This is a genomic window from Erythrobacter sp. K21-9, from assembly GCF_055808355.1.
Genome location: NZ_CM147866.1, coordinates 178,014 through 201,462 on the forward strand (window position 1 = coordinate 178,014; position 23,449 = coordinate 201,462).

Here is a 23,449-nt window from a genome sequence, read left to right on the forward strand (position 1 = left end):
GCCTCAGTAATGCTCGATCTCGTTTTCCTCGCTTTCATCTTCTACGTCCTGCTGCTCGGCTTGAGGCGGCCGTTCCTGTGGGTGCTGCTGTATGTCTATATCGACATCATCGCGCCGCAGCGGATCGGCTACACGATCATCACCGATCTCCAGATTTCGCTGATCGCCTTTGCGGCGGCTTTCGGCGGCTGGCTTCTGCTCGACCGCAAGGAAGGCGCGCGCTTCTCATTCCGGCAGGGGCTGATCCTCGCGCTGCTGCTTTATTGCTGGTGGACGACGAGCAATGCCGATTTCCCGGATAGCGCGGTGACGAAATGGGACTGGGTGTGGAAAGCGATGCTGTTTGCGCTGTTCCTGCCGCTCACGCTGACAACGCGCGCCCGGATCGAGGCGCTGGCGCTCGTGCTGGTCCTGTCGATCGCGACAATCGTTATCGGCACCGGCATGAAGACCGTGCTGGGTGGCGGCGGGTATGAAAACCTCAAATTCTTCGTCAACGACAACAGCGGCATCTACGAAAGCTCCACGTTGGCGACGGTCTCGATTGCGCTGGTGCCGCTGATTGCGTGGTTCACCCGCTACGGCACGATCTTCAGGCCGCACTGGATGGTGAGCGCCTTTGCCGCGCTGCTGATCTTTGCCTGCCTGATGGTGCCGATCGGGACCGAGGCGCGCACCGGCCTTGTCTGCATCGCGGTGCTGGCTTTGCTGGTGCTACGTTATACGAAGCGGCGGATGATGCTTTTGACGGCGGGTGCGGCGGTTGGGCTCGCGGCGCTGCCGTTCCTGCCGCAGAGCTATTACGAGCGCATGGCGACCATCACCCAGCCCAGCGGCGATGAAAGCGCTTCGACCCGGATGGCGGTGTGGAAGTGGACCCTCGATTATGCCGCACGCAATCCCACCGGCGGCGGTTTCGACGCCTATCGCGGGAACAGCTTCACCTATGAATTGCCCGTGAGGGTGGAAACCGGTTCAACGACCGCGATCGAATACCGCGAGGTTACCGATAAGGCGCGCGCCTATCATTCGGCCATATTCGAGCTGCTGGGCGAACAGGGCTATCCCGGCCTGACATTGTGGCTGCTGCTGCAAGGCCTAGGCGTGTGGCAGATGGAGCGGGTTCGCCACCGGTGGAAGGACCGCGAGGGCGAGGAAGAGGCATGGATTGCGCCGATGGCCGCCTGCCTGAAACTTGCCACTTTGGTCTATGTCACCGGCGCGCTGTTCCAGGGGATCGCCTACCAACCGGTCATGCTGATGATCATCGGTCTCCAGATCGGCCTTCATACCTATTGCCGAAGGATCGATTCTGCAGCGCGCCAGATTGCCGCATGGGCAAGTGCCTTCCCCTGCCAGCAGCAGAGCATCGTACCGCAAACGAAGCCGAGAGCGCAGGCGATGCCGTAACGGCATAGCAGCGCGCGCGTCTGGCGCATTGCATGAACCTTCCTCGCCTGCCATGTAGCGGGCCATATAACGTAAACGTAAACCGGCTGCGCGGCGGGATGCCGCTCGGCGATAAGGCACGAGGAGAGCCCCCATGACCCCGCAAGAATTGGCCGCCAAGGTAGGCGAGAACATCGGTACCAGCGAATGGGTCGAGATGAGCCAGGACCGCATCAACAAATTTGCCGATGCGACCGGCGATCACCAGTTCATCCATATCGACGAGGAAGCCGCCAAGATGACGCCGTTCGGCGGCACGATCGCACACGGCTTTCTCACCCTGTCGATGATCCCGTATCTCGGCGCAAACAGCGACACGCCAAAGATCGACGGCGTGAAGATGGGCGTGAACTATGGCGGCAACAAAACCCGTTTCATCGCACCGGTCCGCGCAGGCAAGCGCATTCGCGGCCACTGGAAGCTCACCGAGATGATCGAGAAGCGCCCCGGTCAGTGGCAGCAGACCGCCGAGATCACGATGGAGATCGAAGGCGAGGAAAAGCCCGCGCTGATCTGCGAGTGGATCACTCAGTACTTCGTCTGAGCCAACCGGCACAGCCCGCTGAAACCTGCTCCGCCCCGCGCGGACGAACCCTGATACTCCTTGGAAAGGACACCCCTACATGTCACGTGACGCAGTCATCGTCTCCACCGCCCGCACGCCGATTGGCCGGGCTTACAAGGGCGGCTTCAACGCCACCCCCGGCGCCACCCTTGGCGCGTTTTCCTTCAAGCCCGCTGTCGAGCGCGCCGGTATCGACGCTGGCGAGATCGACGATGTCGTATGGGGCGCTGTCCTCACGCAGGGCACGCAGGCGGGCAATATCGGTCGCCAGGTCGCGCTGCGCGGCGGCGCGCCTGTTACCGTCGCTGCCCAGACCATCGACCGCCAGTGCTCATCGGGCCTGATGGCAATCGCTACTGCGGCCAAGCAGATCGTGGTCGACAACATGGATATCGTCGTCGGCGGCGGTCAGGATTCGATTTCGATGGTCCAGACCCCCGAAATGCGCGTCGCTCCCGATCCCTCACTGATCGCGATGCACAAGGACGTGTACATGCCGATGCTCAGCACGGCTGAAACCGTCGCTGCGCGCTACGGCATCAGCCGCGAAGCGCAGGACGAATACGCGCTGCAATCGCAGATGCGCACCGCAGCAGGTCAGGAAGCGGGCAAGTTCGACGACGAGATCGTCCCCGCCACCACCACCATGATGGTGAAGGACAAGGAGACCGGCGAGGTTTCGCAGGTCGAAACCACCATCACCAAGGATGAAGGCAACCGCCCCTCGACCACACTGGAAGGCCTTCAGTCGCTCAACCCGGTCATGGGTCCGGACAAGGTCATCACCGCCGGCAACGCATCGCAGCTGTCCGACGGTTCCTCGGCCAGCGTGCTGATGGAAGCCAAGCTCGCCGAGCAGAAGGGCCTCCAGCCGCTCGGCCGTTATGTCGGCATGGCTGTCGCCGGAACCGAACCTGACGAAATGGGTATCGGCCCGGTCTTCGCCATCCCGAAGCTGCTCAAGCAGACCGGCCTCAAGATGGACGATATCGGCCTGTGGGAACTCAACGAAGCTTTTGCCGTGCAGGTTCTCTACTGCCGCGACAAGCTGGGCATCGATAACGACATCCTCAACGTCAATGGCGGCTCGATCTCGATCGGCCACCCTTACGGCATGACCGGCGCACGCTGCACCGGCCACGCGCTGATCGAAGGCAAGCGCCGCGGCGCGAAATATGTCGTGGTGACCATGTGCGTCGGCGGCGGAATGGGCGCAGCGGGGCTGTTCGAGGTATACTGATAGGAAGCCGGACCGATGATTGCAGGACGCTGGCCTGATCTCGACTACGCCGCCGATAAAGCGGTTATCGAGACCTGCCATGCGTATCTGCAAGTTATCGGCAAGCTGCCGACCCGCGCACGGGTGTGGTGCAATCACGGCTGGCATCTGGCCCTGCGCGCCTGCCCGCGCGGCTTTCGCTCCTATCCAGTGGCGGTCGGCGAGCGCGATGCCGAAATCCTGTTCGATTGCATTGCAAGCGAAATGGTCCTCGAAACATCCGACGGGTTTCGCGGCGCAATGTCCGTGACGGGTCAGACGGTCGCGCAATTCCTCGACGAGTTCGAAGAGCTGCTTGGCAAGGCCGGTATCGCGACCGATGTTGCCGGAGCGCCAAACGAGGTCGATCCGGCAATCCCCTTTGCCGAGGACGAGCGAGAGCGAAGCTGGGATGCCGATGCCGTCCGGCGGTTTCACGCCGCTTTCCGCAGCGCCGACCGGGTGTTCGAGCATTTCCGCAGCGGCTTTGTCGGCAAATCGAGCCCTTCGCACCTGTTCTGGGGCAGTTTCGATCTGGCGGTCACGCGCTTTTCGGGACGCGAAGCGCCGCTGCATCCCGGCGGTTTTCCAAATCTGCCCGACCGCGTCACGCGCGAAGCCTACAGTCACGAAGTGGCAAGCGCAGGGTTCTGGCTGGGCGGCGGCGGCGTGGATGAGGCCGCGTTCTACGCCTACGGCTATCCTTCACCCGGCGGTCTGAGCGACGTGTCGCTCTCGTCCCCGGGCGCTTACTGGCACGGCGATCTGGGCGAATTCGTCCTGCCGTATGCGTCAGTGATCGCGGCGGACGACCCGGATGCGGCATTGCTCGCATTTCTCGAGGAAACCTACGCCGCGATTGCCCAGCGCGGCGGGTGGGACCGCTCGGCATTGGAGATACCCGGCGGCAATTTCGGCGAGCCGTATGACCTGGCAGCGCTGCGGAACCGCGATTGAGCGGCAGGCCTGACCCTCGCTCAAGCCTTGCCCTCACCGCCGATTGTCCGCATTCTTCGCGGCGGGAGGGCACGCTTTGGGCATCATGGAAATCATCGGGATCGCTGGCAGCGTCAGCCTGCTTTCGGGCTGGCGGCTTTACCTGTGCGTGTTCGCGACCGGGCTTGCGATGCGGCTGGATGCGCTGCCTGTGCCCGAGCACCTTGCGAGCCTCGCGGTGCTCGAAAACCCTTGGGTGATGGGCATCGCGCTGATTGGCGCGCTCGCGGAGTTCTTCGCCGACAAGGTGATGTGGCTCGACAGCGCGTGGGACACGGTCCACACGCTGGTGCGCCCGGTCGGCGGCGCGTTGCTGGCGCTGGCGATTGTCGATCCATCAGACCCGGCGATGCAGGTGGTCGCGTTCCTGCTGGGCGGCGGAGCAAGCTTCCTCGCGCATGGCGGCAAGGCCAGCGCGCGCGCCGTGGTGAACACCTCGCCCGAGCCGGTCAGCAATGTCGCGGTCTCGACCACCGAAGATATCGCGGCAGTTGGGTTGCTGTGGCTGGCTTATGAGTATCCCGTGGTCGCAGGTGGGATCGCAGCGGTGCTGCTGGCGCTGATGGTCGCGTTGCTCGTGATGGCACGGCGGGTTATCAAACGGGTGTTTTTCAGGACGCCCAAGGTTGAGGGGTGAGGTTGTGGGGTCGCACTCTATATACGTGATTAGACAAAAGCGGATTCTCAGAGAAGCAGGAAGTCCGCTACTTCCTCGCCGTTGAGCAATGTTGTTACATAGGAACCATGAAGGTCGTCCCCCGCATTTAGCGCTTTGCTCGCAGCATCGACCTCAGAGCTGCTTTCCGCAATTAACTTGAAGACAGCATGATCCATTGCCCCGCTTGTTCTATGGGATCGAGCGAGCTTCAGTGCCCCTACATATTCCGGTTGACGGTTTAGCTTTGCGGTTACTTCTCTCCCTTCGGAATTGGTCGCCGAAACAGTCGGAGAGAAACGCGTCGCTCCAAGCTCTTCAAGGATCGGCCTACTAAACGCCATCGGGAGAAAATTGATCAATCTCCACGCTTCGCCTTTGTCGAACCCCTTGCGTTGAAGTGCTGCGGCCTGTTCATCTTCATCGCAATGCCAAAAAGAAGCGAGTGTTTCTGCCGCAAGGATCAGTCGATTTCTGTCCATGGGTCGCGCGTGCCAAGGTAACCTCATAAAGCATGGAGTTAATCGCTACCGGAAAGCTCCACAACCGCGATCGCAAACAGAGGTTTGGTCGGGGCAGAGACCGTTACCCCGAATGCGCCGCTACAAATTCCTCGACCACCGGCGCCACCTGGTCCCGCCAGCGGCTGCCGTTGAAGATGCCGTAGTGTCCGGCGCCTTCGGCCATGTAGTAGCGCTTCTTGTCCTCTGGCAGGCCCGGCGTCAGTTTCAGCGCCGCGCGGGTCTGGCCGAGGCCTGAGATATCGTCGCGCTCGCCTTCGATGGCGAGCAGCGCGGTGTCGGTGATCTGCGCCAGGTCGACCACCTCGCCCTTGTGCTCGAACGTGCCGTTCGGGATCGAGTGCTTCTGGAACACTTCCTCGACCGTCTGGAGGTAGAACTCCGCCGTCATGTCGCACACGGCGCGGTATTCGTCGTAGAAATCCTTGGTCGCCTGCGCGCTGTCGGTGTCGCCTGCGGTGAGGTGCTTGAACATCTCGTAATGGCTCATCATGTGGCTGCGCAGGTTCATGCTCATGAACGCGGATAGCTGCATGAAGCCAGGATAGACCTTTCGGCCCGCACCCCGGTAATTCATCGGCACCTTCGTGATAACGGTGTTGCGGAACCATTCGATCGGGCGGTTCATCGCGTGATCGTTGACAGATGTCGGGCTTTCGCGCGTGTCGATCGGGCCGCCCATCATCGTGAGTGTCAGCGGGGTGGCAGGCGATTTGTGCTGGTTGAGCAGCGCGGTTGCGGCAAACGCCGGGACAGAGGGCTGGCACACGGCGAGCATGTGCGGACGCTGGCCCGGATTAACGCTCTCGATATATTCGAGGAATTCCATCAGGTAATCGATGTAGGTGTCGAGGTCGAAGTCGCCCTCGTGCACCGGCACCGTCGCGGCGTCGGCCCAATCGGTGATGTAGACCTCGTATTGCTGAAGCATCCGCCTGACCGTGCCGCGCAGCAGAGTGGCGTAATGCCCGCTCATCGGGGCAACGATCAGCATCTTGGGGCGCTTTTCGGTCTTGGCGTCGTCCACTCCGTCGAGCCGGAACCGCTTGAGGTCGCCGAACGGACGGTTGACTACGGTCGCCTCGATCACCGGATAGACCTTGCCGTCCGTTTCGATCTCGGTGATGCCGAAAGCAGGCTTGCCGTAATCGGCGGTCGCGTGGGCAAACACGTCGAGCGCGCTCGCGGCGAGCGGACCTGCGCCCATCTTGCCGAAGGGATTGGCTGGGTTCGTCAGGATCGAGGAACTGATCGACGCCCACGAACTGACGCTGTTCATCCAGCTGCGCTGTATTTCATAGGCGTGGTAAAGCATTGTGGGCCCCTGTTGGCGCTCTCGCGAAAAGATGCGATGAGCAGTCATTCGCCCTGCATGACAGGTACGTTGCAACGTAAATGGGGCTTTCGAGCCTATTGTGCAACGCACAATAATGAGGGCACGGGCATTCTGCCGGGGACCTGTGTGCTTTTTGCACGTGAAATTTCGGCAAGGCGTAGCTAGATCGGCGGCAAGATGGACGCGCAATCGACGCACGATACCCAGCTTGAAGAGCGGGGCAGAACCGCAGACGCGGCGGATGAGCCGCGCAAGCCGCGCTCGCTCGCGCCCTTGCGCATGGTCTACCGCGAGGCGGCCAAATATCCGCGGCAAGTGATTTTTGCGCTGCTGGCATTGCTGATCACGGCTGCCGGCACGCTGGCGATCCCCGCCGCTTCGCAGCTGATCGTCGATCAGGGATTTGGCGGCGCTGGCGGAGAGGCAGGCGATATCGGGCGCTGGTTCCGGTATCTGCTCGTGATCGTTGTCGTCATCGCATTCGGCACGGCGGCGCGGTTCTACTTCGTCAGTTGGATCGGAGAGCGGGTGGTCGCCGATATTCGCCGCAAGGTGCACCGCAACCTCTTGCGCATGTCGCCATCGTTCTACGAAGAGAACAGCCCCAAGGAAATCTCCAGCCGGATGACGGCGGATACCTCGATCATCGAGACGGTGGTGGGGACGACCGTCTCCGTGGCGCTGCGCAACATTTTCCTCGGCATTGGCGGGACGATCTACCTGTTCTGGCTGCTGCCCGGCCTCACGATCTGGCTCGCGGTCGGCATTCCGGCGGTCATCCTTCCGATCGTTTTCTTCGGGCGCCGCATCCGGAGCATCTCGCGCGACAACCAGGACCGGGTCGCGGATGTCGGAGCGATGGTGACCGAGGTGCTGGGCGCGATGAAGATCGTCCAGAGTTTCGGCCAGCAGGAGCGCGAGGCGGACCGCTTCGGCGGCGCTGTCGAGCGCACGTTCGAGACAGCGAAGCGCCGGATCATCCTGCGCGCGGCGATGACGTCAATTATCATCCTTGCGATCTTCGGCTCGATCGTCCTGATCCTGTGGCGCGGGGCAGAGGGAGTGGCCGCGGGCGATATTACTGGCGGTACGATCCTGTCCTTCATCATCGGCGCGATGATCGTCGCAGGTGCGTTCGGCGCGCTGACGGAGGTGTATGGCGAGCTGCTGCGCGGCGCAGGGGCGGCCAGCCGGCTTGCAGAGCTGCTCGAGGCGAAACCGACCATCGCGCCGCCTGCACGGCCCGAAAGCCTACCGCAGCCGCCGCGCGGGAGCCTGTCTTTCCGCAATGTCACGTTCCGCTATCCGGCACGGCCCGAAACCGCTGCGCTCAAGGACTTCACGCTGGAGATAGAGCCGGGCGAGACCGTTGCTATCGTGGGCCCGTCGGGCGCAGGCAAGTCGACGATTTTCCAGCTGGTCGAGCGGTTCTACGATCCGCAGCTCGGCACGATCCGCCTCGACGGTGTGCCGCTGACCAAGGCCGATCCTGCCGACATACGCGACCGGTTGGCGCTGGTCCCGCAGGACGGAGTGCTGTTCAGCGCCAATGCGCGCGACAATCTGCGCTACGGCAATTGGGACGCATCCGACGAGGATATCTGGGAAGCCGCGCGCGCCGCCAATGCCGAAGGGTTCCTGCGTGACCTGCCTGACGGCCTCGACACGTATCTCGGCGAAGGCGGGACCCAATTGTCGGGCGGGCAGCAACAGCGCGTTGCCATCGCCCGCGCGCTCCTGCGCGATGCTCCGATCCTGTTGCTCGACGAAGCGACCAGCGCGCTCGATGCCGAAAGCGAACAACTCGTGCAGCAGGCGCTCGAGACGCTGATGCAGCAGCGCACGACGCTGGTAATTGCGCACCGGCTGGCGACCGTCCGCGCGGCGGACCGGATCATTGTGCTGGAGGACGGCGAAGTGGTCGAACAGGGCAATCACGCCGAGCTTTCCGCAACGGGCGGGCTCTATGCGCGCCTTGCGAAGCTGCAATTCGCGGCCAACGAAGCGGCGTAGCCGGGCGGCGAAAGCCCGCGATATCCTTGCCCCGCGCGGCCAGAATTCGACCAATGCCATGCGCCGTCGGACAAACGACCCCATCGCCTTGTCCGGAAGGCTAAGCAGATTTCCGGGAATTCAAATCTAGTTCAAATCGGGACGCACATTCATGAATCGAACCAAAGCTCTTCTGGGTGCCAGCATCGCTGCACTCGCATTCACCGCGCCTGCCATTGCCGGCACTCACGATGCCGATCCGGCACAGACCATCGAAGCGCTTCTGGACGAGACCGAAGCGGAGGGATCGGGAGCGCCGACCATGGACTTTGGCACATGGGGCGTGGGGACCGAGCTGATCGACGACAGCGTCGATCCGGGCGACGACTTCAACGCCTATGTCAACGGCAAGTGGATCGCTGCAAACGAAATCCCTGCCGACCGCCAGCGTTTTGGCGCGTTCGACATGCTTCGCGAAGGCGCGACAACGGACGTGCGCCAGCTCGTGGAGGCGCTGGTCGCCTCCAATCCCGAGCCGGGCGCGCAGGCGCGGCGAATTGTCGATGCCTACAACGCCTTCATGGATGTCGAGGCCATCGATGCGAGCGGTCTTGTCCCGGCACAGCCTTTTCTCGCCGACATCTACATGGCCAGCGACCTTGACGCGCTTGTCTCGCTGTTCGGCAAGCCGGGCTATCCCTCGCTGGTGAGCGCGGGCGTGACCATCGATGCGCGCAACCCGACGCAATATGCGGTCGGGATCGGTTTCGATGGAATGGGTCTGCCCGACCGCGATTACTACCTCGTGGATTCGGAGAACAACCTCAAGATCCGCGCTGCCTATATGGACTATCTCGCGACCGTTCTGGGCGCAGCAGGATATGCCGACCCCGCTGATGCGGCACGAGGCAGTCTACGCATTCGAGCGCAAGGTTGCCGAGCTTGAATGGGCGCGGCAGATCTTTCGCAAGCCGACCTTGACCTACAATGAGCTGACCCCGGCAGACCTGACTGCGATGGCGGGCGATTTCCCGATTCAAACGCTGCTCACCTCGGCCAAGCTTGACGGCCAGACGCGCTTTCTCGCCTCGCAAATCCCGCCGACCGAAGAGGAGATCGCCGAAGCGGGCCTGACACCGGAACAGATCGACATGATCGGCGGCGGTCTTCCTGCAATGATGGAGCTCCTGACCGAAACACCGCTTGCCACGATAAAGGCCTATATGGCCAAGTCGTTCCTCACTGCGCACGCCCCGGTTCTCTCCAGCGAGCTCGATGATGCGAGTTTCGCGTTCTTCGGCCAGACCATCAACGGGCGCGAAGAGCAGCAGGAGCGCTGGAAACGCGCAATTGGCGCGGTCGAAGGTGCGCTCGGCGAACAGCTCGGCGCGCTGTACGTCGAACAATACTTCCCGCCCGACAGCAAGGCGCGGATGGATGAACTGGTCGCCAACCTCCAGAAAGCGATGAGCGAGGCGCTCGACAATAATGAGTGGATGACGCCAGGCACCATCGCCGAAGCGCGTGACAAGCTGAATGGCTTCGTGCCGATGATCGGCTATCCGGACGAGTTCAAGACCTATGACGGGCTCGAGATTTCGGCTGGCGACCCACTTGGCAATCGCATGGCACAGGCGCGCTGGAACGATGAAGACATGCGGTCGCGCCTCGGCACAGAGGTTGATCCGACCGAATGGGGCATGTTTCCGCAGACAGTGAACGCCTATTACTCGCCGCTCACCAACCGCATCGTTTTTCCAGCCGCGATCCTGCAGCCACCGTTCTTCAACGGCAGCGCCGATCCGGCGGTCAATTATGGCGGCATCGGCGCGGTGATCGGGCACGAGATCGGGCACGGCTATGACGACCAGGGCTCGCAGTTCGATGCGACCGGGACCTTGCGCAATTGGTGGCAGGACGACGACCGTGCAGGCTTCGTCCAGTTCACCGATCGCATGGCCGAATTCATCGAATCCTATTGCCCGGTCGACAGTCCCGAAGGCCCAGTCTGCCTGCGCGGCGGCCAGTCGATGGGCGAGACGCTGGGCGATGTGGTCGGCCTGCAAATGGCCTACCGCGCCTATCGCATCTCGCTGAACGGTGAAGAGGCACCTGTGATCGACGGCCTGACCGGCGACCAGCGTTTCTTCCTTGGTTTCGCGCAGATCTGGCGCGGGATGGAGCGTGAGGAGAGCCTGCGCAACCGCGTGATGACAGCCAACCACCCGCCGGGCGAATTCCGCCTCAACAACGCGGTGCGTCACCTCGATGCGTGGTATGAGGCCTTCAATGTCTCACCCGAAGACGAGCTCTATTTGCCCCCGAAAAAGCGCATTCGCATCTGGTGATTTAGCCCCGCGAGCATTCGCAAACGAATTGACATGGCCCGCGCTTCATCCAAGGAGCGCGAGCCATGACTTTTCTTCAGCTTCTCATCATCGCGGTCGTCCAGGGGATTACCGAGTTTCTCCCGATATCCTCATCGGGTCACCTGATTCTGATCCCGTTCCTGACGGATTTTTCCGATCAGGGCCCGCTGATCGATGTCGCGGTGCATGTCGGATCGCTGCTCGCGATCATCGTGTACTTCCTGAAAGACGTGCTGGTGCTGGCGCGCGGAGGGTTCGCCAGCATCGGGATCGGTGCGGACCGGCCCGATGCCCCGGCAGAGCGCCGCCTGGTCTGGTGGATCGTCCTGGGCACAATCCCCGCTGTCGCGTTCGGCCTCGCGATCAAGCTGGGCGCGTTCAACTCGATTGCCGAAACCTGGTTTGATATCACCGTAGTCGATGACGACCTGATGTCGTCGATCCGCTTCACCGACCTCATCGCCTTCAACCTGATCGTCTACGGCATCCTGCTCGGCATCGCCGACTGGATCGGCAAGGAAGTCAAATCCTTCGAGGACATGACCTGGCGCGATGGATTGATTGTCGGCATCGCACAGGCACTTGCGATCATACCGGGCACCAGCCGGTCGGGCGTCACCATGACCGTGGCGCGGTTCCTGGGGTACAAGCGGGTCGAGGCGGCGCGCTTCTCGTTCCTGCTGTCCATCCCCGCCGTCGCGGGCGCAGGGGTGCTCATCGTGCCCGAGATTTTCGAGGCCGGATCGGTCCTCGCGTTCGATGCGCTGATAGCGGGCGTGCTCACTTTTATCGCCGCATTTGCGACGATGGCGTTCCTGATGAACTTCCTGAAACGCGCCTCGATGCTGGTATTCGTGCTGTACCGCGTGGCGATGGGCTGCGCGCTGTTTTATTTCTTCTGATCCAAACCCCTGAAAAAATGCGGACATTTTGTTTGGAACCACAATGCTAGCGTGCGCATTATGCAAGTGAAAACAAAATTTTGAACGGAAGAATGACGAAATGGCATTGTTGGTGTTGATAGTGCTGGGAGCAACGATAGGCTGGCTGGCCTCGATCGTTACGCGCGTCGAGGCGTCACGCGACATCCTGCGCCTGATGGGTATCTGTGTCGGCGCGACGCTCGTCATCGGACTGATTGTGAACAATGGCACCTTCATTGGCGGCCTCTCGCTCGTCGCACTTGGCGCGGCGCTGGTCGCAGGCATCGGGGCGGTCGCGCTCTATCACACGTTGATCAGGCGCAGCGCCGAAGCTTAGACGAATCAATGGATTGATTTGGGAACAAATTTTCGCCACAATCGCTTTGTTTCCATATTCAACAAGGAACCAAGGGAAATTATATGAACATTCGCACACTCGCACTCGCTTCGGTCGCATCGCTCGGCCTCACCCTCGCCGCTTGTGACAGCGCTGCCGAAAACGAAGCAGAAGACAACATCGAAGCGATGGAAGACGCCCGCGACAACCAGGTTGACGCCATGGAAGAAGCCGGCGCGATCACCGAAGATCAGGCCGACGTGATGGACGACAACACCGACGCGATGGAAGAAGCCGCTGAAGAGCAGGCCGACGAAATCGACGAAATGTAATCGCAAAAAGCTTTTGCTAATGAAAAGGGCGCTGGAGCAATCCGGCGCCCTTTTTCTTTGCAATCAGTCCAGCGTGGCAAGCCGATTCAGACTGGCGCGGCCCCTGAGCCCCTGCCCCCGCGCAGGTGATATTCCTGCGTCCCGCGATGCACCACGTTGTCGACATCGATGATTGCCGAGTTGGCATAGGTGAAATTCGGCGCGAGGCTGCGGTAGAGCCGGTCGAAATCACGCTCGACCGTCTGCTTGAACAGGTCCTCGAAGCTTTCGATCACGAAATATGTCGGCTGCAAATCGCTGATGACGTAATCGGTGCGCATCACCCGGTCGACATTGAGCATGATCTCGGTTCGGGCTGGTCGCCTCCACCGCAAACTTCGCCTCGGTCGGTCCTGACAGGATACCGGCGCCATAGGCCTTGATCCCGTCCGCTTCCTCGATCAGTCCGAACTCGACCGTGTACCAGTAGAGCGCGCCGAGCGCCTTCAGCCGGTTGTAATGCATCGCCTTCCACCCGGCGCGGCCATATTCCTGCATGTAATCGGCATAGACCGGGTCGGTCAGCATCGGGACATGGCCAAAGACGTCGTGAAAGACATCGGGTTCCTGGATGTAGTCGAAGGTTTCGCGCGCGCGGATGAAATTGCCCGCCGGAAAGCGGCGATTGGCGAGGTGCCAGAAAAACACGTGGTCGGGGATCAGCATCGGCACCGGCACGACGCTCCATCCGGTGAGGCTGTCCAGTTCCTCGGACAAAGCGCCGAATTCGGGGATGCCGCCGCGCGCCAGGTCGAGCTTCTCCAGACCTGCCATGAAGGCGCTTGCAGCGCGGCCCGGAAGCACTTCCAACTGCCGCGCGAACAGTTCATCCCAGATCGCGTGATCTTGGGAAGAATAAACGGTTTGCGCAGGTTCCAGCCAATCGTCGCCGAGATGCGGCGGCTTCGCCAGCGGCGCAGTGAAGACATCCTCCGGAAGCTCGGGAAGGGCCGAAAAATCGGTTTCGGGGTCAGCGAGTGTAGCCATAACGTATCATTTGATACTACCACCGCCGCGAGACAAGGACAAACTGGGCCATGAAAGGGCGCACATGGGATTGAGGGGCAAGGAATACCGCAAGGCTCTGGAGCCGCTGACCGAGGAACTGGTTGGGATGGCTCGCTGGGCGAGGACGACGGGCGCACGGATCGTCGTGCTGTTCGAAGGGCGCGACACGGCGGGCAAGGGCGGCGCGATCCGGGCTGTGCGCGACAAGCTCAACCCGCGTCAGTGCCGCACCGTTGCATTGGGCAAGCCGACCGATGCCGAACGCGGGCAATGGTATTTCCAGCGGTATATCCAGCATCTGCCAACGACCGGCGAAATCGTTCTGTTCGACCGCAGCTGGTACAACCGCGCCGGGGTGGAAAAGGTGATGGGCTATGCCGACGACGCGCAGGTTCACGATTTTCTCGTCCAGACGCCCACTTTCGAGAAACTGCTGGTCGATGATGGCATCCTGCTTTTCAAATATTGGCTGACGACCGATCAGGACCGGCAGGAAGAGCGATTGAGGGAACGGCTCGAAGATCCCCTGAAACGCTGGAAGCTTTCCCCGGTCGATCTGGCAGCGCGCGGGAAATACGACGCCTATACCGCCGCACGTGAAGCGATGCTCGAGGCCACCCATACCGACCATGCGCCGTGGACGCTGGTGGATTTCAACGATCAGAAACGCGGGCGGCTGACCCTGATCCGCGACCTGCTCGACCGGATGCCGGACATGCATGTTGCGCCGCCGGAGATCGACTTCCCGGACCTTGGGCGGGAGCCAAAGAATGAAAGCTATTCGGTGCTGAAACCGATTGCGGATTATCCGATCGACTAGATCCTGGCGCTCGCCTTGGTGACCTGCCGCCCGTCATCGGCGAAGGCGGCGAGTTCGAAACCGGCATCGGTACCGTTCGCATGACGATGTGCAGGGGCTCACCCGCAATAGCTGGCGATAGTCCGCGGAACTCAAATGAGCGCAGCGTATTCTCGCCAAGCTGGCTTGCGGCCAGTTGCAGCAGCAAACTGGCAGTGAGCGGGCCATGCAAGACAAGACCGCGATACCGCTCGACCTCGCGCGCATACGGGGCGTCGTAATGGATGCGGTGGGTGTTGAAGGTCAGCGCGGAATAGCGGAACAGCAGGCGCGAATCGGGCGTGATGCTGCGATGCGCGTCCCACGCAGCGGCGTCGAATTTCCAGTCCGAAGGTTTCGGCGGCGAGAGCGGCGCAACGGCTGGGGCAGCTTCGCGGTAGACCAGCGTTTGGGTCTCAATCACCGAAAGCGTGCCGTTGGCGCGTGTTTCGTGCTCGACATTCACGAAGGCAAGAGGCCCGCTGCTGCCCTCTTTCTCGCTGATCGAGGCAACACGGCTGGTCCGTTCGATGACCGCACCGATAGGGATAGGCGCACGGAACTCGATTTCGGATGAGGCCCACATCCGGCGCGGCATCGGAAATGGCGGGAGGAAGCTGGCAGGTCCGGTGTCGCGAGACGGATGGCCGTCTGCGCCAAGCTGGCCGGTTCGCGCTTCGGGCGCGCACAGGCAGAAATGCACGCCCTGCGGCATGATCGGCTGTGCCGGTGCCGGAACATCGAAGGTCGCCAGCCAGCGCGCTGCAAATGCTTCATCGAGCCGGTCGGCGCTGCGCTGCTCACGTCCTATCCAGGCGTCCCAATCGCCCATCAAACGGCCCGTTCGAACACCGCCGCAATCCCTTGACCTCCGCCAATGCACATCGTCTCGAGGCCGTAGCGGACTTCGCGCCGGTGCATTTCGGCGGCCATGTCGGCAAGGATGCGACCTCCGGTCGCGCCGATCGGGTGGCCCAGCGAAATGCCCGAGCCGTTCACATTAAGCATGTCGCGGCGGGAATCGTCCGCAGACCACCCCCATCCCTTGAGCACGGCGAGAACTTGCGGTGCAAAGGCTTCGTTGAGTTCCACGAGGCCGATATCGTCCCAGGAATATCCGCGCCGCTCGAACAGCCGCTTCACGGCCGGGACGGGGCCGATGCCCATGCGCGAAGGATCGCAGCCCGCCGCTGCCCATCCGCCGAACCAGAGAGAGGGTGTGAGGCCGAGCTCATCAAGCTTGTCCTCGGCCACGACCAGACAGGCTGCCGCCGCATCGTTCTGCTGGCTGGCATTGCCTGCGGTGACGATGGCGTCCGCATCGCGCCTGCCATCGATGGCGCGCAATGTGCCGAGCGTCTCCATCGACGCATCGGCGCGGTACCCCTCGTCCTGCGCAAACGTCAACGGATCGCCGCGTCGCTGCGGCACATCGACGGTGACCAGATGATCGCCGAACTTGCCCGCTTCCCATGCCGCTGCCGCGTTCTGGTGGCTTCGCACAGCGAATGCATCGGCTTGCTCGCGGGTGATTTCGTAATCCTTGGCGAGGTTCTCGGCGGTTTCGATCATGCCGGTGATGATGCCGAAACGCTCGATCGGCTGGCTCATCAGGCGCCCGCGTGAAAGACGGTCATGCAGCGTGATATCGCCCATCCGCGCGCCGCCGCGTCCTTGCAGCGTGTAATGCTCGACATTGGACATGCTCTCGCACCCGCCCGCGACGACGACGTCCGCCATGCCCGTCTCGACCATCATGGCGGCGTTGGCGACCGCCTGCACACCGGAGCCGCAGCGCCGGTCAAGCTGGTATCCCGGCACCTCCAGCGGCAAACCTGCGGCGAGCCACGACCAGTGCCCGATCGCGGGCGCTTCGGCATTGCCGTACCCTTGGCTGAAAACGACATCGTCGACGCGCGCAGGGTCGATGCCCGAACGCTCGATCAACGCCTTGAGAATGATCGCGCCAAGTTCCCCGGCGTTGAGGCTGGAGAGCCCGCCAAGAAATTTGCCCACCGGCGTGCGGAGCGGCGATACGATTGCGGCGCGTCTGGTCATGGTCTGTCCTTGTCACTCAAAGCCACGGTCCCTGCATCGACGAGCTTGCCGATCGCCCCGCTCGAAAGTCCAAGCTTGCTGGCCAGAACTTCTTCGGAATGCTGTCCGAGATAGGGAGCGGGAGCGGGGTCGCCTGGCGCCTGAGCCGGCAAGTTGGCGAAGCTGCGGGTGGCGGGGTATTCAAAGCCCGAAGGGTTGGCGGGCGATGGGCCGAACAGCGGATTGTCCGCGACCAGCACAGGGTCGTTCGCGGCTTCATGCGCGGTGCGGTATCGCTCGAAAGTGCACCCCTGCGCGCTCATCAGCGATTCCAGCGCCTTGTAGTCATGGCTGCCCGCGACGGTCTGAAAGATGTCGAACAGCGCGTGGCGGTGCTCGAAACGCGGGCGGTCGCCGTCTGCGAACTTCACGCCGACCTCCGCTTCGAGCTGACCAATCGGAGTGGCCACACCAAAGGCATCGACAAGCCCATTCCACTGTTTGGGCGTGAGTGCCGCCACCATGAAGCGCACCCCGTCCTTGCTGCGGAAATCGCGCCCGAACGCCCCCCAGATCGCATTGCCGAGCCGCGCGCGGTCCGATCCGCGATAAAGCATTTCTGCCATCATCCCTGAATTGGCGACCGTACCGATGGCAACATCGCCCAGCGGCGCGCGGACCTCGCTGCCTTCGCCGCTTGCATCGCGGTGACGCAGGGCAGCCAGCAATGCGAAGGCGCAATAGGCGCCGGTGATGAAATCCCATGCCGGCAGGACCTGGTTGACCGGCGGCGCGGTTGCCATGTCCCAATCCTCCGGCCCGGTCATCAGCGGATATCCGGATGCCGCGTTGACAGTGAAATCCATCGCCTGCCGCCCGTCATGCCAGCCCATGATCCGAACCGATGTCATTTCGGGCGCGCCCCAGGTTGTATTGGCCTGCTGTGCGGCCTTCATCGCGGCATGGCTGAGAAAGCTCTTTTCCGGCAGGTTGGTGATGCACTGTCCGGTCTTTGCCGCCAGCTCTACGCACAGCTCGCGGCCTTCACTGCTGCGCAGGTCCAATGCGACCGATTTTTTCGCGCGGTTGAGGTTCTCCCACGACAGCGAGCGCCCCTCCTTGGTCAGCATGTAGCGGTCGTAATCCAGCCCGCCTGCCTTGTGATCGACGCGAATGACTTCCGCGCCCATCTGCGCGCAATACAGGCCCGCAGTTGGCGAGGCGACGAAGCTGGAGACTTCAATGATCGAGAGGTTGCCGAGGAGGTTGTACATTTATGTCCCTGTGGGTGCGCGAGCCCGTTCCCCTTCCTTAAACCCGAAAGCATTTCCTCAAGGGCGGAAGGAAGGGGGAGCGGGCTGGCAAGGCGAGCCAGGCCTATCCGTGCTCTTTTTCCCATTCGCGCAGCATGTGCTTGGCAATTTGGAGTTGCAGGATCTGCGTTGTGCCTTCGTAGATGCGGTAGATGCGCGCATCGCGATAGAATCGCTCGGCATCGTATTCGGCAAGGTATCCCGCGCCGCCGTATATCTGCACGACGCGGTCGACCACGCGCCCGCACATTTCGCTGGCGAAGACCTTGAAGGCTGCGGCTTTGGTGATGATGTTCTCGCCCCTGTCGGCGCGTTCGGTCACGTCTTTCATCATGCATTCGGCGGCGTAGATTTCGGTTTCGCTGTCGGCGAGCATCGCCTGGATAAGCTGGAAACGCGCGATCGGTTCGCCAAACGCCTTGCGCTCATTGGCGTAGCGCAGCGCGGAATTGAGCGCGCGGCCCGCATAGCCGGTTGCCGCCGCCCCGACCGAGATGCGGCCATTGTCGAGGCTCTGCATGGCAAACCGGAAACCTTTGCCTGTCTCCCCGCCGAGCAGCGCATCGCCGGGCACTTTGACGTCGTCGAGCATGATGTCCGAGATATGCGAGCCTGACTGCCCCATCTTCTTGTCGGGAGATCCGGTCGAGATGCCCGGCGTGTCCATCGGCACCAGAAATGCGCTGACATGCGCGTTCTTCGGCAGCGGCTCTTTCTCGGTGCGCGCCATGATCAGGGCGACGTCGGCATGCGGAGCATTGGTGATATACCGCTTCGTGCCATTGAGCACCCAGCCATTGCCATCCGGATCGGGCGTGGCGGTGGTCTGCATTGCGGCGCTATCGCTGCCCGAGCCCGGCTCGGTCAGGCCGAAGCAGGCGATCTTGCCTTCGACCAGCTTGGGATACCATTCGGCGCGCTGGTCCTCGGTCGCGCCGTTTTTCAGCGCGCTGGCGAACATGCCGACATTGATCGAGAAAATGGAACGGAAGGCGGGCGCGGCAAAGCTCATGGCGTTCACGACGCGCGCATATTGCGACACGTTGAGGCCCGCGCCGCCATATTCTTCCGGCACGCTGATGCCGAACAGGCCCATGTCGCGCATCTCGTCGATGATCTCGGGCGGGACTGCGTCCGCCTCGATCATTTCGGCCTCGGCCGGGATCAGCCGCTCGTTCACATAGCGGTCGAGCTGCTCGGCGAATTGTTCGAAAGTGTCCTCATCCATGCCGGGGTTCGAGCGGACGGGGTTGGTCGGGGCGTTCATCGCATGAGTCCTTGGAAGTGTGCGCGGAGTGTGCCCGCATTCAGTCGGAGTTGTCGCCTGTCATTTCGGCGGTCCGTTCAGCGGCTGCATCGCCGTCTGCGGGCGCGTCGATATCGGGCACGGCACCTTCGGGAAGGCGGCGCTCGTCGAGCATCTCGGCCGCTTCCTCCAATGCCCGCGCCTCACCTTCGCTCACCGCACCGGGAGCCGCGCCGGGCGGCTCGCTGCGCGCGGCAAGCGCAAACGGTGCAAGACCGGCTGCGATGACGCGCGTCGGCCAGCCCGGTGCGCGCAGGATCATTCCTCGACCAGTGCTGCGGCCGCATCAGCGGCGTCTGCGGCAGCGGCAGCTTCGGCAGCCTCTGCGGCTTCGACCGCTGCGGCCACGTCCTCTGCCGCGTCGGCTGCTTCACTGGCGGTTTCCACGCTGACCGGAGCGGGCTCTTCCACTTCCTCGATGACCGCAGCAGGATCCTCGACTGGCTCTTCGGTGACCGGCACAAGCGCTTCGTCAGCCGGAATCTCGACCGTATCGACCTCGAGATCGCTGGACGCATCGTCCGAGCTGCCGCAAGCGGCAAGCGCAAGCGACGCTGCGCCGATCGCGGCAAAGCTGGAGAGTTTCTTCATTGGGGCAGGCTCCTCGTGTATTTCTCTTTTCCCATGCGGCCTCAGCGCGATGCTGCGGCTGGACCGCGCAAGGCACGGGTGTAGCCAAGACTGCGCCCAATCGCCAAGCGCGAATTGCGCCAGCGAAGTGCAGAAATCCGGGATGGTTAACGAGGATTCAACCATTTGCCGTCAGGACGCGCGCATGGTTCGACGCAATTCATCCGATTTTCCGGCCCCGCCCGCTCCGCTCGTTTCGCGCGCGCTGATCTGGGTGAGCCTGGCCATAGCGGGCGTTTCGGTAGCGGCAATCCCGGTTGCTGCGCTGCTGGCACAGGTCCCGCAGCAGCCAGGCTTCACCATCGTCGAGACCGGTCGCGGCTTTGCTACCTTGCAGGACGCGGTCGATGCGGTCGGCTCGCAAAGCGGGACGATCGAGATCGCTCCCGGCACGTATCGCCAGTGTGCGGTCCAGACAGCGGGCGTCGTGACATACACGGCGAGCGATTACGGAAGCGCCGTGTTCGACGGCACGGCCTGCGAGGGTAAAGCCGCGCTGGTCCTGCGCGGAACCGGAGCGGAAGTGCGCGGGCTGACATTCCGGAATATCACCGTGCGCGATGGTAATGGCGCCGGCATCCGGCTTGAAAAAGGCGCGCTCAATGTCGCCTTCACCCGCTTTCTCGATAGCCAGCAGGGCATCCTGACGGCGAATGACCCGCAAGGGCGCATCTATATCACCCGCTCGACTTTCAGCGGGCTTGGCACCTGCGAGAATTCCGCCGGATGCGCGCACTCGATCTACACCGGCGATTACGGCCAGCTGACCGTGCGCGAAAGCCGGTTCGAGCGCGGACGCGGAGGGCATTACCTGAAAGCGCGGGCGCGCGATGTCACCATTGAGAACAACTCTTTCGACGACGCGCGCGGTCGCTCGACCAATTACATGATCGACCTGCCCGCAGGAAGCACCGGGCGCATCGCCGACAACTGGTTCGTTCAAGGGCGCGACAAGGAGAATTACTCCGCCTTCATCGCGCTGGGCGCGGAGCAGCGACTGCATTCCTCCGACGGGCTGGTGGTGACAAACAACGAGGCGCGCTTCGTGCCCGGCCTGCGCCGTTCCAGCACTTTCCTGGCCGACTGGACCGGAGCGAGCATCGCGATGTCGGGTAACCGGCTCGCCGAGGGTCTGCAGCAATACGAGCGGCGCTGAGCCGCTATCCGAAAGCGGGCGCGAATTTCACTTCGCCGCTGGGCAACTCACCTTCGAGCAGCAGGCACTGGAAATACTTCGCCTCCGGTCCCGGATAGGTCAATTGCGGCTGGTGCTCGAAACCGAAGCGCGGGTAATATTCCGTGCTGCCGAGCAGGACGATCCCTTTCGCGCCGCGCTGCCGCAAATCGGCGATCCCGCGCTTGATCAGGGCGCCGCCAATACCTTTGCCGTGCAATTCAGGCCAGACTGACACCGGACCGAGGCCAACCCAGTCTTTCGCGCCGTCACTGATCGTGACCGGCGAGAACGCGACGTGGCCCACAATGCGCTCTGCGTCTTCGGCGACCAGCGAAAGCGTGAGATCGCCGTCGGCGCGCAGCCGGTCGACAAGGTGGTGCTCATCGCCATCGGAAAACGGCATGTCCTTGAACGCCGCCTGTGTAAGAGCGTGGATCGCGGCTTCATCGCCGGACGCTTCGGGGCGAATGGTGATCGGGATTTCGGGACCAATCATTTCAGCAAGTGTCCTGATCTGTCTCGCTTCGTGGCGAGGTAGCGGGCGTTGTGCGGATTGTCCGGAAGCTGATGCTGCACGCGTTCGCTTACAGTGATCCCGGCCTGCTCCAGCGCCTCTACCTTGGCCGGGTTGTTGGTCATCAATCGGATGCTGCGCGCGCCGAGCAGATCGAGCATCCGCGCTGCGGTTGGAAAGTCGCGCGCTTCGTCGGGCAGGCCAAGCCGCCGGTTCGCATCGACCGTGTCGAAGCCTTCATCCTGCAGGCGGTAGGCGCGCAATTTGTTGACGAGCCCGATCCCGCGCCCCTCTTGCCGCATGTAAAGGAGCGCGCCCCAGCCGCCGTCCTGTTCGGCATGCTCGGCCATCGCGGCGAGCGCTGCATCGAGCTGCGGACCGCAATCGCATTTCAGGCTGCCAAGGATGTCGCCTGTCAGGCATTCCGAATGCAGTCGGACGAGCGGCGCGCGGTCGCCGCGCTGATCGCCGATGATGAGCGCCACGTGCTCGCGCGTGTCCTCCGATGAGCGAAACGCGACAATCTCTGCACTGTCGCTGGCGGTGACGGGCAGGCGCGCGCGGGTGACGATCCGGAGCGCTCCCGCGTCCGAATATTCGGCCAGGTCACTTGCGGCAACCCGCTGCGTCTCGCCGGCGTTGTCGGGGTCGACCATGAAAGCGGGCAGGATACCGGCGATGCGCGCCAGCTCCATCGCCGCACTCGCGGTGTCAGCCCAATCGAGATGCTCCGCCTTGAACGGTCCCTTGAGCGGGTTTCTGAGGTCGAGCGCGGGGTCTGCAATCGGCACGGCGCTGGCCATGTCGAAAGGCTCACCGCCCCGGATCAGGACAGGCGTATGCGGCTCGGCGGCCTCAAGCTGATTGGCGAGCTTGAGCGTCGCTGCACGTGCTGCCGAAATCAGCATGCGATCGGATGTCGCCCCGCTTGCAATCGCGGTTTCGACCGGTAGCAGGACCTGCCCGCCCTCGAATGCCAGCGGCCAGCCGTGGCGCAGCGCATCGACCGCCTGCGCGGCGCGGCGGGCCGGCGACGGGCTGCCGTTCAAATATCGAACTCCGTGATGAGCGGGATGTGATCCGAAGGCTTCTCCCAGCTGCGCGCTTCCTCAAGAATGCGGTGCGAGCTCGCCTGCCTGGCAAGCTCGGGGCTGGCCCACATATGATCGAGCCTGCGCCCGCGATCGTTCTTGCGCCAGTCGGGCGAACGATAGGACCACCAGCTGAAATACCGCTGCGGATCGCGAATGTGCTCCCGCCCGATATCGGTCCAGCCATGCGCGTTCTTGAATTTTTGCAGAGTGTCCACTTCCAGCGGGGTGTGGCTGACCACCTTGAGCAATTGCTTGTGGCTCCACACATCGCTTTCGAGCGGAGCGATGTTGAAGTCGCCGACGATCAACGTGGGTTTGTCGACCGCGTCCGCCCAGCGCGTCATGCGCTCGAGGAAATCGAGCTTCTGGCCGAATTTGGCATTCACTTCGCGGTCGGGCACATCGCCGCCTGCGGGTACGTACACGTTCTCGACAATTATGTCCTTGCCGAGAATTTCCACCCCGACATGGCGCGCTTCGCCGTTGTCCTGCCAGTCGTGGCGCGAGATTTCGCGCAGCGGCAGGCGGCTTACCGTCGCAACCCCGTGATAGCCCTTTTGCCCGTGCACGGCCTGATGCTCATAACCCATCTCCGCGAGCGCCTCGGCGGGGAACTGGTGCTCCTGGCACTTGATCTCCTGCAGGCACAGCACGTCCGGTGCCTCCTCGCGCAGGTATTTCTCGACGAGCGGCAGGCGCAGGCGGACGGAATTGATGTTCCAGGTAGCAACAGAGACCATGGGCGATGACTTAGGAGGGC

At 62.7% G+C, this 23,449-nt stretch carries 23 protein-coding genes and 2 pseudogenes; 13 read left to right on the forward strand and 12 right to left on the reverse strand.

The window, feature by feature from the left end; all coding sequences use genetic code 11:
* The first annotated feature begins 9 nt into the window (after positions 1-9).
* From AC0L39_RS00955 to AC0L39_RS00975, 5 genes are all read left to right on the forward strand, one after another.
* A complete protein-coding gene (locus tag AC0L39_RS00955) occupies positions 10-1,410 on the forward strand; it encodes a putative O-glycosylation ligase, exosortase A system-associated (protein ID WP_473259994.1) in 1,401 nt (466 codons plus the stop codon).
* A 133-nt stretch (positions 1,411-1,543) separates the two neighbouring features.
* Positions 1,544-1,993 carry a MaoC family dehydratase gene (locus AC0L39_RS00960; RefSeq protein ID WP_473259997.1) on the forward strand — a complete coding sequence of 150 codons (450 nt, stop codon included), beginning with the start codon at positions 1,544-1,546 and terminating at the stop codon, positions 1,991-1,993.
* 79 nt (positions 1,994-2,072) lie between these two features.
* The gene (locus tag AC0L39_RS00965) at positions 2,073-3,254 is read left to right on the forward strand and encodes an acetyl-CoA C-acyltransferase (protein WP_473259999.1); all 1,182 of its coding nucleotides are present in this window, start codon (positions 2,073-2,075) and stop codon (positions 3,252-3,254) included.
* 15 nt (positions 3,255-3,269) lie between these two features.
* Entirely contained in the window at positions 3,270-4,229 is a 960-nt protein-coding gene (locus AC0L39_RS00970; RefSeq protein ID WP_473260001.1) for a DUF5996 family protein, read from the forward strand.
* 76 nt (positions 4,230-4,305) lie between these two features.
* Complete coding sequence (locus tag AC0L39_RS00975; RefSeq protein WP_473260003.1) at positions 4,306-4,905, forward strand: DUF4126 domain-containing protein; 600 nt, start codon at positions 4,306-4,308, stop codon at positions 4,903-4,905.
* Between the two features lie 47 nt (positions 4,906-4,952).
* On the opposite strand, the gene AC0L39_RS00980 is transcribed toward AC0L39_RS00975, so the two are convergent.
* Positions 4,953-5,405 carry a hypothetical protein gene (locus AC0L39_RS00980; protein WP_473260005.1) on the reverse strand — a complete coding sequence of 151 codons (453 nt, stop codon included), beginning with the start codon at positions 5,403-5,405 and terminating at the stop codon, positions 4,953-4,955.
* Between the two features lie 103 nt (positions 5,406-5,508).
* Positions 5,509-6,759 carry a polyhydroxyalkanoate depolymerase gene (locus AC0L39_RS00985; RefSeq protein ID WP_473260007.1) on the reverse strand — a complete coding sequence of 417 codons (1,251 nt, stop codon included), beginning with the start codon at positions 6,757-6,759 and terminating at the stop codon, positions 5,509-5,511.
* A 198-nt stretch (positions 6,760-6,957) separates the two neighbouring features.
* On the opposite strand from AC0L39_RS00985, the gene AC0L39_RS00990 reads away from it, so the two are divergent.
* The 6 genes from AC0L39_RS00990 to AC0L39_RS01015 all read left to right on the forward strand — a co-directional run bounded on the left by AC0L39_RS00990 (position 6,958) and on the right by AC0L39_RS01015 (position 12,733).
* Positions 6,958-8,793: an ABC transporter transmembrane domain-containing protein gene (locus AC0L39_RS00990; RefSeq protein ID WP_473260008.1), complete on the forward strand. Its 1,836-nt coding sequence runs from the start codon at positions 6,958-6,960 to the stop codon at positions 8,791-8,793.
* A 151-nt stretch (positions 8,794-8,944) separates the two neighbouring features.
* On the forward strand, positions 8,945-9,718 hold the full coding sequence (locus AC0L39_RS00995; protein ID WP_473260010.1) for a hypothetical protein: 774 nt from the start codon (positions 8,945-8,947) through the stop codon (positions 9,716-9,718).
* Positions 9,654-11,120, forward strand: coding sequence for a M13 family metallopeptidase (locus AC0L39_RS01000; RefSeq protein WP_473260012.1), 1,467 nt, complete (start codon positions 9,654-9,656; stop codon positions 11,118-11,120). The genes AC0L39_RS00995 and AC0L39_RS01000 overlap by 65 nt, the downstream gene beginning before the upstream one ends.
* A gap of 65 nt (positions 11,121-11,185) precedes the next feature.
* Positions 11,186-12,043: an undecaprenyl-diphosphate phosphatase gene (locus AC0L39_RS01005; RefSeq protein ID WP_473260014.1), complete on the forward strand. Its 858-nt coding sequence runs from the start codon at positions 11,186-11,188 to the stop codon at positions 12,041-12,043.
* Positions 12,044-12,143: 100 nt separating this feature from the next.
* Complete coding sequence (locus tag AC0L39_RS01010; protein ID WP_473260016.1) at positions 12,144-12,401, forward strand: hypothetical protein; 258 nt, start codon at positions 12,144-12,146, stop codon at positions 12,399-12,401.
* Between the two features lie 83 nt (positions 12,402-12,484).
* A complete protein-coding gene (locus AC0L39_RS01015; protein ID WP_473260018.1) occupies positions 12,485-12,733 on the forward strand; it encodes a hypothetical protein in 249 nt (82 codons plus the stop codon).
* A gap of 86 nt (positions 12,734-12,819) precedes the next feature.
* Here AC0L39_RS01015 and phhA read toward each other — a convergent pair.
* Positions 12,820-13,759 (reverse strand): annotated as a pseudogene (gene phhA / locus AC0L39_RS01020) (phenylalanine 4-monooxygenase).
* Between the two features lie 64 nt (positions 13,760-13,823).
* On the opposite strand from phhA, the gene ppk2 reads away from it, so the two are divergent.
* The gene (gene ppk2, locus AC0L39_RS01025; protein ID WP_473260020.1) at positions 13,824-14,600 is read left to right on the forward strand and encodes a polyphosphate kinase 2; all 777 of its coding nucleotides are present in this window, start codon (positions 13,824-13,826) and stop codon (positions 14,598-14,600) included.
* Positions 14,601-15,111: 511 nt separating this feature from the next.
* Here ppk2 and AC0L39_RS01030 read toward each other — a convergent pair.
* The 6 genes and pseudogenes from AC0L39_RS01030 to AC0L39_RS01055 all read right to left on the reverse strand — a co-directional run.
* Positions 15,112-15,450: pseudogene (locus AC0L39_RS01030) on the reverse strand (HTD2 family dehydratase); the annotation flags it as partial.
* A complete protein-coding gene (locus AC0L39_RS01035) occupies positions 15,450-16,676 on the reverse strand; it encodes an acetyl-CoA C-acetyltransferase (protein WP_473260021.1) in 1,227 nt (408 codons plus the stop codon). The pseudogene AC0L39_RS01030 and the gene AC0L39_RS01035, both read right to left, overlap by 1 nt.
* Positions 16,673-17,929 (reverse strand): CoA transferase, encoded by a 1,257-nt coding sequence (locus AC0L39_RS01040; RefSeq protein ID WP_473260023.1) that lies wholly within the window; start codon positions 17,927-17,929, stop codon positions 16,673-16,675. Before AC0L39_RS01040 ends, AC0L39_RS01035 begins: the two co-directional genes overlap by 4 nt.
* 103 nt (positions 17,930-18,032) lie before the next feature.
* The gene (locus tag AC0L39_RS01045) at positions 18,033-19,235 is read right to left on the reverse strand and encodes an acyl-CoA dehydrogenase family protein (protein ID WP_473260025.1); all 1,203 of its coding nucleotides are present in this window, start codon (positions 19,233-19,235) and stop codon (positions 18,033-18,035) included.
* A 40-nt stretch (positions 19,236-19,275) separates the two neighbouring features.
* Entirely contained in the window at positions 19,276-19,536 is a 261-nt protein-coding gene (locus AC0L39_RS01050; protein WP_473260026.1) for a hypothetical protein, read from the reverse strand.
* Entirely contained in the window at positions 19,533-19,865 is a 333-nt protein-coding gene (locus AC0L39_RS01055) for a hypothetical protein (protein ID WP_473260028.1), read from the reverse strand. The genes AC0L39_RS01050 and AC0L39_RS01055 overlap by 4 nt, the downstream gene beginning before the upstream one ends.
* A gap of 184 nt (positions 19,866-20,049) precedes the next feature.
* Between AC0L39_RS01055 and AC0L39_RS01060 the strand changes: the two genes are divergently transcribed.
* A complete protein-coding gene (locus AC0L39_RS01060) occupies positions 20,050-21,060 on the forward strand; it encodes a right-handed parallel beta-helix repeat-containing protein (RefSeq protein ID WP_473260029.1) in 1,011 nt (336 codons plus the stop codon).
* Positions 21,061-21,064: 4 nt separating this feature from the next.
* Here AC0L39_RS01060 and AC0L39_RS01065 read toward each other — a convergent pair whose 3' ends face one another.
* The 3 genes from AC0L39_RS01065 to xth are packed head-to-tail and all read right to left on the reverse strand — an operon-like array spanning position 21,065 to position 23,429.
* A complete protein-coding gene (locus AC0L39_RS01065; protein ID WP_473260031.1) occupies positions 21,065-21,577 on the reverse strand; it encodes a GNAT family N-acetyltransferase in 513 nt (170 codons plus the stop codon).
* The gene (ribA, locus tag AC0L39_RS01070; RefSeq protein WP_473260033.1) at positions 21,574-22,644 is read right to left on the reverse strand and encodes a GTP cyclohydrolase II; all 1,071 of its coding nucleotides are present in this window, start codon (positions 22,642-22,644) and stop codon (positions 21,574-21,576) included. The genes AC0L39_RS01065 and ribA overlap by 4 nt, the downstream gene beginning before the upstream one ends.
* Positions 22,641-23,429, reverse strand: coding sequence for an exodeoxyribonuclease III (xth, locus tag AC0L39_RS01075; RefSeq protein ID WP_473260035.1), 789 nt, complete (start codon positions 23,427-23,429; stop codon positions 22,641-22,643). Before xth ends, ribA begins: the two co-directional genes overlap by 4 nt.
* Positions 23,430-23,449 lie beyond the last annotated feature (20 nt).